Here is a 13,292-nt window from a genome sequence, read left to right as displayed (position 1 = left end):
GTATCCCCGCCCCCCCGAACACCCGCACCTTGAAGGCTGCCCACCCATGCCCAACATCCTGCTCACCGCCGCCGGCTCGTACGGCGACGTCGCCCCCTACACCGGCGTCGGCGCCCGGCTCCGCGCCGCCGGCCACGACGTCACGCTCGCCACCCACGACACCTACGAGCCCCTGGTCCGCGCCGCCGGCCTGACGTTCCGCCGGCTGCCCGCCGACCCGCGCGGCCGGCGCCCGGCCGACGGCACCGCACCACCGCAGGGCGCCCCGCCCGGCCGCCGCGAGCTGATGCGCCGGGCCGCCGCCTTCATCGAGGAGCTGGGCGGGGGCATGGCCGACGCCGCCGACGACGACACCGACCTCCTGCTGCTCTCCGCCACCACCGCACCCCTCGGCCACCACCTCGCCGAGGCGCACGGCATCCCGTCGCTGGGCCTGTTCCTCGTCCCGCAGGCCCCCACCGGCGACTTCGCCCCCGTCGTCAGCGGCGGCCGCGCCCTGGGCCGCTGGGGCAACCGCGCCCTGGGCCGCCTCTCCCTCCGCGTCATCGACCGCCTCTACGCCGGCGCCACCCGCACCCTGCGCGCCCGCCTCGGCCTGCCGCCCGCCACCCCCGCCACGGTCCGGCGCCGCGCCGAAGCGGCCGGCTGGCCCGTCCTGCACGGCTTCAGCGAGACCCTGCTCCCCCGCCCCGCCGACTGGCGCCCCGGCCTGGACGTGGTCGGAAACTGGTGGCCCTGGCACGCCCCCGACGCCCAACTCCCGCCCACCGTGCGGGACTTCCTCGCCGCCGGCCCGCCCCCGGTCTTCCTCGGCTTCGGCAGCATGGCGGGCGGCGAGGGGGAGCGCCTGGGCGAGCTGGCGGTACGGGCCCTGCGCCGCGCCGGGGTCCGCGGCATCCTCCAGTCCGGCTGGGCCGGCCTGTCCACCGCGCACGCATCCGGCGCGGACGACGTCCTCACCATCGGCGAGGTGCCACACGCCCTGCTCTTCCCGCACATGGCCGCGGTCGTCCACCACTGCGGCGCGGGCACCACCGCGGCCGGACTGCGTGCCGGGGTGCCCACCGTCCCCGTCCCCGTCACCGCCGACCAGCCCTTCTGGGCCGCCCGCCTGGCCGCCTCCGGCGTCGCCACCGCCCCGATCCCCTTCGCCCAGCTCACCGGCGACACCGGCGTGGCCCGCCTGGCCCACGCCCTCACCCAGGCCACCACCGGTCCCGAACGCCACGCCCGCGCCCGCGCCGCGGCCACCCGCCTCGCCGCGGAGGACGGCGCCGGCGCCGTCGCGAAGACGGTCGACCGCCTCACCGGCTGAGCCCCCGGGACGACGGCCCCCGGACCGGGACGAGGGCGCGCTTCACGGGGCCCGCCACCCGATCGGGGGCCCGTCGCCCCGTCCCGGGATGCGACCGACGGCCACAGGGCATGGGCTCGCAACTATGACCACGTTCCGCAAAAGCACCCCGCTTCGCAGAGCGCTCCTTCGTGCCGCCCTGCTGGCGGCCGCGGGCCCCGCCGTCACCGTGACGGCGGCCCAGGTCGCCCTCGCCGCCCCCGCCGGCCACTGGGCCCACCCGGTGGCCGCCCACTACCGCATCAGCGCGCCCTACGGCGTACCCGGCGCCTGGCAGGCCGGACACCACACCGGCATCGACCTCGCGGTCCGCTCCGGGGCCAAGGTCAGGTCCGTAGGGCCCGGCACCGTCGTCCTCGCCCGGCGCTCGGGCGCGTACGGCAAGGCCGTCACGGTCCGGATGCGGGACGGCCACTACACGCTCTTCGGCCACCTCTCCCGGATCACCGTCCACCCCGGCCAGCGGGTCCGCGCCCGCACCCGCCTCGGCTACGCCGGCGCCACCGGCCGGGCCACCGGCCCCCACCTCCACTTCGAGGTCCGCACCCGCCGCCACTACGGCTCCGACATCAACCCCCTCGCCTACCTGGCCCGCCACGGCATCCACCTGATGTGACGTCCGGCACCACGGCCACGGCCACGAACTCCCCCTGTCGCAGGCGCAGTTCCCTCCCCATGCAAGAATCCCGCCCGATCGAACCGGTCGGGCGGGATGCGCGCAGCGCGTACGGGCTGTACCGCCTCCCGATCCGGGGCCGCGCAGCAAGTAGGGCGACCAGGAGCCCTCGTGGACGTGGTTGATGGCCTACAACGTGGGCCCGTCGTGGACCTCGGTGATACTGGCGGGCGGCTTCCTGTCCGCGTCCGGCCACGCCTATGAAGTCGTATGGGACACGGAAGACAACTGCTACCGGCTTCTGACGAACTACGAGACGGCCACCTGGAAGCGGAGGCGGCCCGCGACCGGGAAGCGCCGCTGACCCATGCGGTACTTCACTGCGGTACGACGCGAAAAAGCCCCCACCGGATCATCCCGGCGGGGGCTCTGACGTGCGGTGGACCTGAGGGGATTCGAACCCCTGACCCCCTCGTTGCGAACGAGGTGCGCTACCAGCTGCGCCACAGGCCCTTGCGACGAGTGAAACTCTAGCATCCCGGTCGCGGTGCCCGGAAATCGCTTCCGGTGCTGGTCAGCGGAGGAACGGCCGTTGTGGCGCGGGTCACTCGTTGGCGGCCCGGGGGCGGTCCTCGTCCTCGTACTGGTCGAAGAGGGGGGTGCGGCCGCGGGTGCGGCGGCCGCGGGTCGGGCGGTCCTGCTGGGGGGTGTCGGGCTGGGGGCGTTCGGGGGCGGCGCTGGAGCGGGCGGAGCTCCACGCGTCCTCGGCGTCGAGGTCGACGTGGCTGGTGGCTCGCGGGGCGACCGGGGCGGTGACGTAGGTGGGGAGCGGGACCGGGACCGGGTCCCAGCTGCCGGCGGCCGGGCGCGGGCGCTCGCGTTCACGCTGCTGGTCGACCCACTCGGCGTGGTCGGTCTCCTCGACGACGGCGCGGCGGCCGGCGGTGGGGGAAGGACGGGACGGGGCTGCCGGACGGGGCGCTTCCGGGGCGGCGTCGGCCGGGTGGTCGGCGCGGGCGTCGGCCGGGTGCTCGTCGGCGGGCGGCTGGTCGGCGGCCTGGCGGGGGCGGCGGCCCTCGCGCAGGCGCTGGGCCGCGGCCTCCGCGCGACGCTGGTCCATGGTGAAGGTGAAGCGGCGGCGCTCCTGGGCGCGCAGGTAAATGATGTACGCGGTCAGCAGGAGGGCGGGGAGGGCGGGCGCCCAGAGGAAAGGGGTCCCGCCGACGGCCGCGACGATGGCGCCGGTGGTGAAGGCGAGGAACAGCATGGTGATGGTGCGGCGGCGTCGGGCGAGAACCTTGGCGCGCTTGGTCCGCTCGGCGAGCGAGGGCCGCGGCGGGGCGGGCTGCACCCGGGTGGGCGGGGCTTCAAGTTCCTCGGCGGCGACGGGGTCGGCGAAGGGCCCGGCGTCCTCGTCGGCCGGGGCGTCCGGATCCCGATCGTCGTCCGACTCGTCGGCGGGGTAGTCCCCGCGCTCCTTGTCGTAGCGGCGCTGCATGGCCGCGCGTCCGGACAGCAGCCGGATGGCGGTGCTGAAGCGCTCGGTCGGACGGGCCTCGTTGAGCTCATCCTGTCTACGGAGCCACATCGGCACCAAGTAGGCGGCCCAGGCCCCGACGATGACTGCGTAGATGAGGCCGCTGCTTCTCACAACTCACACGGTAGAGGGGTTTGCAGGGGGCCATCCGCCAATTGGGCCGGTGTGTCGCACGATCTGGCTGATATCTCGAACTTTTTTGTGATGGTAGAGATCCGCACCCACCCCAATCCGGCCAATCACGGATTGCATTCGAACATTTATTTTATTTGTGGGGTGTGCCGGGGGCGGTGCCGGGCCTACTGCGTTTCTCCCGGCGCCAGCGGTTGAGCAGGCCCTCGGGCACTTCTTCCGCGGTGAGCGCGTAAACCGCGTGGTCCCGCCAGGCGCCGTCGATGTGGAGGTAGCGCGGGCGGATGCCTTCCTCGCGAAAACCGAGCTTTTCCACCACCCGCCGGCTCGGGATGTTCTCCGGGCGAATACAGACCTCGATGCGGTGCAGTCCGACGGCGTGGAAGCAGTGGTCGACGGCGAGCGCCACGGCGGTCGGGATGACACCGCGACCGGCGACTTCCTGGTCGACCCAGTAGCCGATATGGCCGGAGCACATCGAGCCCCAGGTGATGCCGGCGACGGTGAGTTGGCCGACGAGGCGGCCCTGGTATTCCACGACGAACGGGAGCATCCGGCCGGCGTGCGCCTCCGCCCGCAGATGGCGGACCATCTGCCGGTAGGTGGGCCGGTGCGGCGGGACGAGACCGGGCGGGGGCGGCGGAATGGTGGCTTCCCAGGGGCGCAGCCAGTCGCGGTTGCGGCGGTTGACCTCGCGCCAGGCGCGTTGGTCGCGCAGCTTTATGGGGCGGAGGGTGATCTCACCGTCCGTCAGGACCACGGGCCAGGGCGCGTTCAGCTCGTGCTCCCGGAGGGTCTGGGGTGGTCGCCGCCCCGGATCTGGTCGACGGCGTGCGGCAGCAGGTCGGCCAGTACGGCGAGGCCGTCGCGGACCCCGCCGGAGGAGCCGGGGAGGTTGACGATCAGGGTCGTGCCGGCGACGCCGGCGAGGCCGCGGGAGAGCGCCGCGGTGGGGACCTTCTCGCGGCCGGCGGCGCGGATCGCCTCGGGGATGCCGGGGACCTCGTAATCCAGGACCCGGGCGGTGGCCTCGGGGGTGCGGTCGGTGGGCGAGATGCCGGTGCCGCCGGTGGTGAGGACGACGGCGTACCGGGAGGAGTCGACGGCCCGGCGCAGGGCGGCCTCGACCGGGTCGCCGTCGGGGACGACCTCGGGGCCGTCGACCTCGAAGCCCATGGCGGCCAGGCCCTCGGCGAGCAGCGGGCCGCCCTTGTCCTCGTAGACGCCGGCGGCGGCGCGGTTGGAGGCGGTGACGACCAGGGCGCGGGCGGTGGTCATGACCGGCTCCAGTCGCCGGACTTGCCGCCGGTCTTCTCCTCGACGCGGATGTCGGAGATCACCGCGGCCTTGTCGACCGCCTTGATCATGTCCACCACGGTGAGAGCGGCGACGGAGACGGCGGTGAGCGCCTCCATCTCGACGCCGGTGCGGTCGGTGGTCTTGACGGTGGCGGTGATCTCCACGGCCTCGTCGGTCACGGCGAGGTCCACCTTCACACCGGAGACGGCCAGCGGGTGGCAGAGCGGGATCAGCTCGGGGGTGCGCTTGGCGCCCATGATCCCGGCGATCCGGGCGGTGGCCAGGGCGTCGCCCTTGGGCATGCCCTCGCCCCGCAGCAACTCGATGACCTGCGGTGACACCAGGACCCGGCCGCGGGCGCGGGCGGTGCGGGCGGTGACGTCCTTGGCCGAGACGTCGACCATCCGGGCCGCCCCCGCCGCGTCGAGGTGGGTGAGGTGTTGCTGGCCGCTGCTCATCGTTCTCCCGGTCCAAACTGCCGCCTGTGGGACGACACCGTACCTCCGGTGGCCGCGGAGCACCCGGTACGGGTTTTCGGGGGCCGGTTATCCGAGCGGGACGACCTCCACGTCGGCGCCCTCGGGGACCTCGGTGGTGTCCTCGGGGACCACGATCAGTGCGTTGGCGTGCGCCATGGCCTTGATCAGGTGGGAGCCGGCGCCGCCGACCGGGGTGACGGTGCCGGCGTCGGCGTCGTAGGAGCCGCGCAGGAACTGCCGCTTGCCCCGGGGTGAGGAGGCGAGGGCGGCGGTGCAGCGGGCCGTGGTCGTCGTGCGGTGGACGTCCGGCAGGCCCATCAGGGCGCGGATGACCGGGCGGACGAACAGCTCGAAGGAGACGTAACTGCTGACGGGGTTGCCGGGCAGGGCCAGCAGCGGGATGCGGTCGGGGCCGATGAGGCCGAAGCCCTGGGGCTTGCCGGGCTGCATGGCGAGCTTGCGGAATTCGACCTCCCCCTCGTCCGCGGAGAGGCCGGCCAGGGTCTCCTTGACCACGTCGTACGCGCCGACGCTGACGCCGCCGCTGGTGACGAGGACGTCGGCCCGGATGAGTTGGTCCTCCAGGGTGGCGCGCAGGGTTTCGGCGTCGTCGGCGACCGCGCCGACGCGGTAGGCGAGGGCGCCGGCGGCCCGGGCCGCGGCGGTGAGCTGGAAGCTGTTGGAGTCGTGGATCCGGCCGGGGCCCAACTCCTCGCCGGGCTGGACGAGTTCGCTGCCGGTGGAGAGCACCACGACGCGGGGGCGCGGGCGGACCCGGACCGTGCCGCGGCCGAGGGCGGCGAGCAGGCCGATCTGGGAGGGGCCGAGGAAGGTGCCGGCCCGCAGCGCGAGCTCGCCTTCGGTGACGTCGCTGCCGCGGGCGCGGATGTGGGCGCCGGCCGCGGCCGGGCGGTGGACACGGACCTCGCCGCCGGCGTCCTCGGGGGCGGCGCTGGCCGCCCGCATCGTCGCGGCCGGGCCCGCTCCGGCGCCGCCGTCGGTCCATTCGACGGGGACGACGGCCTCGGCGCCGGGCGGGAGGGGGGCGCCGGTCATGATGCGGGCGGCCTGGCCGGGGCCGACCTCGGGGAGCTCGCCGCTGCCGGCCGCGACGTCCCCGATGACGGTGAGGGTGACCGGGGCGGCCTCGGTGGCCTGCGCGACGTCGGAGGCGCGGACCGCGTAGCCGTCCATGGAGCTGTTGTCGAAGGGCGGCAGGGGGGCGGTGACGGTGATGTCCTCGACCAGGACGCAGCCCTGGGCGTCGAGGAGCTGCAACTCGATCGGGTCCAGCGGGACGATCTTCGACAGGACGTCGTCGAGGTGCTCGGCCACCGACCAGACGCGGTCCGGGTGGCTGGTCTGGCCGGTGGCGTGGTTCAACGTCCTACATCTCCTCGGTGACGTAACTGCGAAGCCAGGCCCGGAAGTCGGGGCCCAGGTCTTCACGTTCGCATGCCAGTCTGACAATGGCACGCAGGTAGTCGCCACGGTCACCGGTGTCATAGCGCCGGCCCTTGAAGACGACGCCGTGCACCGGGCCGCCGAGCGACGGGTCGGCGGCGAGTGCCTGCAGGGCGTCGGTGAGCTGGATCTCGCCGCCGCGGCCGGGGTCGGTCTTGCGCAGCACCTCGAAGACGGCCGGGTCGAGGACGTAGCGGCCGATGATCGCGAGGTTGCTGGGGGCCTCGGACGGGTCGGGCTTCTCGACCAGGTCGGAGACGGTGACCACGTCGTCGTCACCGGTGGGGGCGGCGGCCGCGCAGCCGTAGAGGTGGATCTGCGCCGGGTCGACCTCCATGAGGGCGATGACCGAGCCGCCGTGCTGTTCCTGCACCTCGACCATGCGGGCCAGCAGGGGGTCGCGGGGGTCGATCAGGTCGTCACCGAGGAGCACGGCGAAGGGCTGGTCGCCGACGTGGGGCGCGGCGCACAGCACCGCGTGGCCGAGGCCCTTGGGGTCGCCCTGGCGGACGTAGTGCATGGTCGCGAGGTCGCTGGATTCCTGGACCTTGGCGAGCCGGGACTCGTCGCCCTTGCGGTGCAGGGCCTCTTCGAGTTCGTAGTTGCGGTCGAAGTGGTCCTCGAGGGGGCGCTTGTTGCGGCCGGTGACCATCAGGACGTCGGAGAGCCCGGCGGCGGCCGCCTCCTCCACCACGTACTGGATGGCGGGCTTGTCGACGACCGGGAGCATCTCCTTGGGTGTGGCCTTCGTAGCGGGGAGAAACCGGGTGCCGAGGCCGGCTGCCGGAATGACAGCCTTGCTGATCCGTGTGTGCGATGGAGTCATGCGCGACACCATAACCGGCTCATTCGGAACGATGATGAGGGTCCGGTGAATAGAGCATGAGAGCGGGAGCAAGGGCGCACAGTGAGCAAGCAGCACGATAGGAAACGAAGGTTGCGGCGGGATCTCCAGGAGGTAAGGAGATCATTGCCACCGGATGTCGTCTCGGCGGCGGGCGAGGCGCTGGCCCGACGGACCCTGGAACTGGAGGAGTTGGCGCCGTTCCTCGCCCCCTCGACGGCGGGCGAGGGTGCCGCCCGCCGCCCGACCGTGGCGGCGTATGTGTCGATGGGCTCGGAGCCGCCCACCGGGGCGCTGCTGGACCGGCTGCGGGACGCGGGGGTGCGGGTGCTGCTGCCGGTGCTGATGCCGGACAACGACCTCGACTGGGCGCCGTACGAGGGCGCCGACCGTCTGGTGCCGGCGGGCTGGGGGCTGCACGAGCCGGCCGGTGAGCGGCTGGGCCCGCAGGCGGTCACGCAGGCGGACGTGGTGCTGCTGCCGGGGCTGGCGGTGGACCGCGACGGGGTGCGGCTGGGCCGCGGCGGCGGCTCGTACGACCGGGTGCTGGAGCGGCTGGACCGGGCCGGGGCGCCGACGCATCTGGTGGTGCTGCTGTTCGACGCGGAGGTGCTGGACGAGGTGCCGGCCGAGCCGCACGACCGGCGGGTGCATGCCGCGGTGACCCCGTCGGGGGTGCACCGGTTCCGGCACTGAGTACGCCGGGACCGAACGGGCGCACCGGCGCCGCCGTCCGCGCCTCGGCCCCGAATGCCGCCGGGCGGGCCGGAGATCGTCCCGTGGGAGATCTCCGGCCCGCCCGGCGGTTCGTGGCGGCGGCGGCCTTACGGCGACAGCGTCAGGGTGTCCTTGCCGGACTGCTTGACGGCGTCCTCGCTGTACGCCCAGGGCAGCAGCTCGCCCTTGGCCCACTTGTCGGTCTGGTCGTAGTAGTGGGTGTCGTAGGCGTGCCCGGAGGCGCCGGTGAGGTTGATCCAGCGGGACTTGTCCAGGTCGGCGAGGTTGACGATCATCCGCATGGACGGGACCCAGGTGACCTTGTAGCCGCCGGCCGCGTTCCAGCCGGTGGCGTCGACCGCGGCCTCCCCGCCGCCGAGGTTCCACGGGCCGCGGTTGAACAGGCCCTGCAGCATCCCGGGGCCGTCGGTGCCCAGGGTCTGGTTCTTCAGGAACATCTGGTGCAGCCGGCCCCAGGTCCAGTTGTCGATGTTCTTGCCCAGTTTGGAGGTCAGCTCGTAGCGGGCGTCCTTCATGGCGTGCGCGAGGAGCTGGTCGCGGTTCTTGTCGCCGGGGCGGCCGGGCCGGTCCTCGGTCTTCCACCAGTCGTTGCCGGGGTCGTCGAGGAGGGTGCGGACGACCTCGTACCAGCGGTCGCCGCCGTCGGGCTGGGCGGTGTCGCCGGCCCGCTCGCCGCATTCGCGCACGTACGTGTCGTTCTCGTCGGCGGGGCCGGTCTCGTCGGCCGGGCGGACGGTGAGGCACTGGCCCTCGGGACGCAGTTCCTTGGGCATCTTGTTGCCGAAGGCGAGCTTGAGGGTGTTGCGCCAGACGGCGTTGAAGTAGGCGGCCGCGGCGGAGTCGGGCTCCTGGGTGAAGTCCCAGCCCTCCAGCAGCTGCTGGGCGTCGCGGACGTACTTGTCCTTGATGTCGATCTTGGTGAGGTAGGGCGTCAGCAGCCGGGCGATCTCACTGCTGTTGTCCTTCTGGAAGGCCTGCATGTCGTCGGTGGAGACCTTGCCGCCGTCCTTGATCTTCGACTGGATCAGGTCGTTGATCCGCTGGCTGCGGGAGCCGTAGCCCCAGTCCTTGGTGATCAGGTACGGGTACTTCTCGTCGGTGACGGCCTGGTTGGCGGTGACGATGTAGCCGCGCTGGGGGTTGTACTCGTACGGCAGGGCGGCGGGCGGGATGTAGCCCTTCCACTGGTAGCGGGGGTCCCAGCCGGGCGCCGGGTAGGTGCCGTCGAAGTGGCCGTCGCCCTTGCCGCGGACCGGGATCCGGCCGGGCGCCTGGTAGCCGATGTTGCCCTTGGTGTCGGCGTAGATCAGGTTCTGCGAGGGCACCTCGAAGTGCGCGGCGGCCTTGCGGAAGCCGGTCCAGTCGTGGGCGCGGTTGAGCTCGAAGACGGCGTCCATGGAGCGGCCGGGGTCGAGCGCGGTCCAGCGGAGCGAGACGGCGTAGCCGTCGCCGCGGTCGGGGGCGGCGTTGCCCACGGGGGCGTCCTTGCCGACGTTGCCGAGCTCGTCGTCGCGGTCGGAGACGATCGGGCCGTTGTTGGTGGCGCGGACGGTGATGTGGTGGCTCTCGCCGCCGGCGACCTTGATGGTCTCCTTGCGCGTGCGGAACGGCCGCTGCTTGTCGTCGTAGAGGTAGCCGTCGGCGCTGACCTTCTCCAGGTACAGGTCGGTGACGTCGGCGCCGAGGTTGGTCATGCCCCAGGAGATGTCCTGGTTGTGGCCGATGACGACGCCGGGCATCCCGGAGAAGGTGAAGCCGGAGACGTCGTAGCCGCACTTGGGGCCGGTGTTACGGCAGTGCAGGCCCATCTGGTACCAGAGCGAGGGCATCTGCGGTGCCAGGTGCGGGTCGTTGGCGAGCAGCGGCTTGCCGGTGGTGGTGTGCGCGCCGGAGACGACCCAGGAGTTGGAGCCGATGCCGTTGCCGTTGGGGCCGAGCAGCGCCGGGACCTCGTTCACCGTCCTGGACAGCGAGGACAGCTGGGAGCGCAGTCCGTTGACGGCGCTGCCGGGGCCGGCCGGGGTGGCGTTCGCCGAGCCCTTGGGCGTGAACTTCTTGGTGGCCGGGTCGACCGCACCGCCGTCCACGATCGGCTTGTTCCGCTTGTACGGGTATGCCGGGTACAGCCCGGCGATCTGCTGCGGGGTGAACCGGCTGGTCATCAGGGACCGGTCGATCTCCTCCTGCATGTTGCCGCGCAGGTCCCAGGCCATCGCCTTGAGCCAGGCCACCGAGTCGGCCGGCGTCCACTTCTCGGGCTTGTAGTCGTTCTCCAGGTCCAGCGCCGCGTACTCCAGGGAGAGCGTCGAGCCCTCGTGGTCCTTGAGGTAGGCGTTGACACCGGCGGAGTAGGCCTGGAGGTACTTCTTGGTGCCGGGCGAGAGCTTGGTGTCGTACTCCTGCTGCGCGACCCGGTGCCAGCCCAGCGTGCGCAGGAACTCATCGGTCTTGACCTGGCCCTTGCCGAACATCTCGGACAGCCGGCCGGCGGTCATGTGGCGCCGGACGTCCATCTCCCAGAAGCGGTCCTGGGCCTGGACGTAGCCCTGGGCGCGGAAGAGGTCCTCATCGGTGTCGGCGTAGATCTGCGGGATGCCGTTGGCGTCGCGGACGACGTCCACCGGGTCGGCCAGGCCGGGGAGTTTGAGTGAGCCGGTGGTCTGCGGGAACGAGGCCCGGACGGTACTGACTCCCCAGAACGCGCCGCAGCCGATGCCCGCCACGAGCAGCAGCACGACCGTGATGGCGACGAGGCGGCCGCGCCGCCCCTTCTTCTTCCTGGGGACTGGGCCGGACTTGTTGGCGGGCATCTCTGTCCTTCGAGGGGCAGGGTGGGAGTGCTGGAGCAACCATAGGCGCACGGGTTCGGCGACCCCTACGCGGAGTCACCGCCAGCACCCCCAACCTTCAAGTAATGGTAAATTGTTAGTCTCAGTAACTAGATACGGTAAGGAAAGAGCGCCCAAAGACCACCCCCGGACCGTCGTTTTCGGACCCGTGCGAGGAAGGACCAGCTCCCTGACTGTCGAGCACCTCAATCAACTCCTGCTGCTCTGCTCGCTGGTACTGCTCATCGCGGTCGCCGCGGTACGGCTCTCCTCGCGCAGCGGGCTCCCCAGCCTGCTCATCTACCTGGGGATAGGCATCGCCATAGGGCAGGACGGCTTCGGCGGCGTCGTCTTCCACGACGCCGAGCTGACCCAACTCATGGGCTACGCCGCGCTGGTCGTGATCCTCGCCGAGGGCGGTCTGGGCACCAAATGGAAAGAGATCAAGCCGGCACTGCCCCAGGCGGCGGTGCTGTCGACGGTCGGCGTCGCGGTGAGCGTGGGGGTCACCGCGGCCGGAGCGCACTATCTGGCCGGCCTCGGCTGGCGCCAGGCGCTGCTGATCGGTGCCGTGGTCTCGTCCACGGACGCCGCGGCGGTCTTCTCCGTCCTGCGCAGCGTGCCGCTGCCGGCCCGGCTGACGGGTGTCCTCGAAGCGGAGTCCGGCTTCAACGACGCCCCGGTGGTCATCCTGGTCGTCGCCTTCTCCAGCCAGCAACCGGTCGACCATTGGTACGTCCTCCTCGGCGTGATCGCCCTGGAACTGGCGATCGGTGCCGCGCTCGGCCTGGCGATCGGCTGGCTCGGCGCCTACTGCATGCGGCACGTGGCACTGCCTGCCTCCGGTCTCTACCCCATCGCCGTCATGGCCATCGCGGTCTCCGCCTACGCCGCCGGCGCACTGGCGCACGGCTCGGGCTTCCTCGCCGTCTACGTGGCCGCGATGATCCTCGGCAACGCCAAACTGCCGCACGCCCCGGCCACCCGCGGCTTCGCCGAGGGGCTCGGCTGGATCGGCCAGATCGGCATGTTCGTCCTGCTGGGCCTGCTGGTCACCCCGCACAACCTCCTCGACGACGTGGTACCGGCCCTGGTCATCGGCATGATCCTCACCCTCGTCGCCCGGCCGACGTCCGTGTTCGTCTCGCTGCTGCCGTTCCGGGTGCCCTGGCAGGAGAAGACCCTGCTGTCCTGGGCCGGCCTGCGCGGCGCGGTCCCCATCGTGCTGGCCACCATCCCGATGGTGGGCGCCGTCCCCGGCAGCGAGAGCGTCTTCAACATCGTCTTCGTCCTGGTCGTGGTCTACACCCTGGTCCAGGGGCCGACCCTGCCCTGGCTCGCCCGGCACCTCCGGCTGGGCGACGGCGAGGAGCCCGCCGACCTGGGCATCGAGTCCGCACCGCTGGAGCGGCTGCGCGGCCATCTGCTGTCGACGTCCATCGGGCCGGCCTCCCGGATGCACGGCGTCGAGGTCGGCGAGCTGCGGATGCCGGCGGGCGCCGCGGTCACCCTCGTCGTCCGGGACGGCTCCAGTTTCGTGCCCTCGCCGACGACCGTGCTGCGACGCGGCGACGAGCTGCTGGTCGTCGCCACGGACCCGGTGCGCGACGCGGCCGAGCGGCGACTGCAAGCGGTCTCCCGAGGCGGCAAACTGGCCGGCTGGCTGGGCACCGGCGCCACCCCACGCCGGCGCGGCCACGGCCACGGCCACCGCTGAGGGCCGGGGCCGGCGGGCGGCGAACCGGCGGACATTCCCGCAATGTGGCGAACATCTCCGAGGAACCCAAGGGAAAACGCGTGAAGCCCTGACCAATCCCAGGGCTTCACGCGCTCCGGCCTGTACGATGAAGAACGAACAACGACGAACCACCTCTGCCTGATGCAGAGCTGGCGCGACCGCTCGGCGGCCGCGGTCCCCTGCCACCTGCAGCCACCTCTCGGGGTGCGGACCACGCGGTATCACTCGGTCCAGCGCGAGAGGACAGCTCTCGGCGCGTACCC

General features: G+C 72.4%; 12 protein-coding genes and 1 tRNA gene. 5 read left to right on the top strand and 8 right to left on the bottom strand.

Annotated features, from left to right (window positions below):
- The first annotated feature begins 46 nt into the window (after positions 1–46).
- The 3 genes from ACFV1J_RS27255 to ACFV1J_RS27245 all read left to right on the top strand — a co-directional run bounded on the left by ACFV1J_RS27255 (position 47) and on the right by ACFV1J_RS27245 (position 2,334).
- Complete coding sequence (locus ACFV1J_RS27255; RefSeq protein ID WP_385862284.1) at positions 47–1,315, top strand: glycosyltransferase; 1,269 nt, start codon at positions 47–49, stop codon at positions 1,313–1,315.
- A 124-nt stretch (positions 1,316–1,439) separates the two neighbouring features.
- The gene (locus ACFV1J_RS27250; protein ID WP_385862282.1) at positions 1,440–1,970 is read left to right on the top strand and encodes a murein hydrolase activator EnvC family protein; all 531 of its coding nucleotides are present in this window, start codon (positions 1,440–1,442) and stop codon (positions 1,968–1,970) included.
- A 184-nt stretch (positions 1,971–2,154) separates the two neighbouring features.
- Entirely contained in the window at positions 2,155–2,334 is a 180-nt protein-coding gene (locus ACFV1J_RS27245) for a hypothetical protein (protein WP_385862280.1), read from the top strand.
- Between the two features lie 76 nt (positions 2,335–2,410).
- On the opposite strand, the gene ACFV1J_RS27240 is transcribed toward ACFV1J_RS27245, so the two are convergent.
- The 7 genes from ACFV1J_RS27240 to galU form a co-directional block, all read right to left on the bottom strand.
- Positions 2,411–2,483, bottom strand: a tRNA-Ala gene (locus ACFV1J_RS27240).
- A 91-nt stretch (positions 2,484–2,574) separates the two neighbouring features.
- Positions 2,575–3,621 (bottom strand): hypothetical protein, encoded by a 1,047-nt coding sequence (locus ACFV1J_RS27235; protein WP_385862279.1) that lies wholly within the window; start codon positions 3,619–3,621, stop codon positions 2,575–2,577.
- Between the two features lie 151 nt (positions 3,622–3,772).
- Entirely contained in the window at positions 3,773–4,399 is a 627-nt protein-coding gene (locus tag ACFV1J_RS27230) for a GNAT family N-acetyltransferase (protein ID WP_385862276.1), read from the bottom strand.
- A 14-nt stretch (positions 4,400–4,413) separates the two neighbouring features.
- Positions 4,414–4,917 carry a molybdenum cofactor biosynthesis protein B gene (locus ACFV1J_RS27225; protein ID WP_385862275.1) on the bottom strand — a complete coding sequence of 168 codons (504 nt, stop codon included), beginning with the start codon at positions 4,915–4,917 and terminating at the stop codon, positions 4,414–4,416.
- Positions 4,914–5,396 (bottom strand): cyclic pyranopterin monophosphate synthase MoaC, encoded by a 483-nt coding sequence (moaC, locus tag ACFV1J_RS27220; protein WP_385862273.1) that lies wholly within the window; start codon positions 5,394–5,396, stop codon positions 4,914–4,916. Before moaC ends, ACFV1J_RS27225 begins: the two co-directional genes overlap by 4 nt.
- Positions 5,397–5,483: 87 nt before the next feature.
- Positions 5,484–6,800 carry a gephyrin-like molybdotransferase Glp gene (glp, locus tag ACFV1J_RS27215; protein ID WP_385862271.1) on the bottom strand — a complete coding sequence of 439 codons (1,317 nt, stop codon included), beginning with the start codon at positions 6,798–6,800 and terminating at the stop codon, positions 5,484–5,486.
- Between the two features lie 4 nt (positions 6,801–6,804).
- A complete protein-coding gene (galU, locus tag ACFV1J_RS27210; RefSeq protein WP_385862269.1) occupies positions 6,805–7,707 on the bottom strand; it encodes a UTP--glucose-1-phosphate uridylyltransferase GalU in 903 nt (300 codons plus the stop codon).
- Between the two features lie 111 nt (positions 7,708–7,818).
- On the opposite strand from galU, the gene ACFV1J_RS27205 reads away from it, so the two are divergent.
- Positions 7,819–8,421, top strand: a complete 603-nt coding sequence (locus ACFV1J_RS27205) for a 5-formyltetrahydrofolate cyclo-ligase (RefSeq protein ID WP_385862267.1) — start codon at positions 7,819–7,821, stop codon at positions 8,419–8,421.
- A 128-nt stretch (positions 8,422–8,549) separates the two neighbouring features.
- On the opposite strand, the gene ACFV1J_RS27200 is transcribed toward ACFV1J_RS27205, so the two are convergent.
- Positions 8,550–11,273 carry a penicillin acylase family protein gene (locus ACFV1J_RS27200; RefSeq protein ID WP_385862265.1) on the bottom strand — a complete coding sequence of 908 codons (2,724 nt, stop codon included), beginning with the start codon at positions 11,271–11,273 and terminating at the stop codon, positions 8,550–8,552.
- Between the two features lie 187 nt (positions 11,274–11,460).
- Between ACFV1J_RS27200 and ACFV1J_RS27195 the strand changes: the two genes are divergently transcribed.
- Positions 11,461–13,008, top strand: a complete 1,548-nt coding sequence (locus ACFV1J_RS27195; protein WP_385862263.1) for a potassium/proton antiporter — start codon at positions 11,461–11,463, stop codon at positions 13,006–13,008.
- Positions 13,009–13,292 lie beyond the last annotated feature (284 nt).

It is taken from the genome of Streptomyces sp. NPDC059649 (assembly GCF_042734445.1).
Lineage (GTDB): Bacteria > Actinomycetota > Actinomycetes > Streptomycetales > Streptomycetaceae > Streptomyces.
Note: the sequence above shows the minus strand (reverse complement) of the source record. Positions and strands in the feature narration are given on the sequence as shown.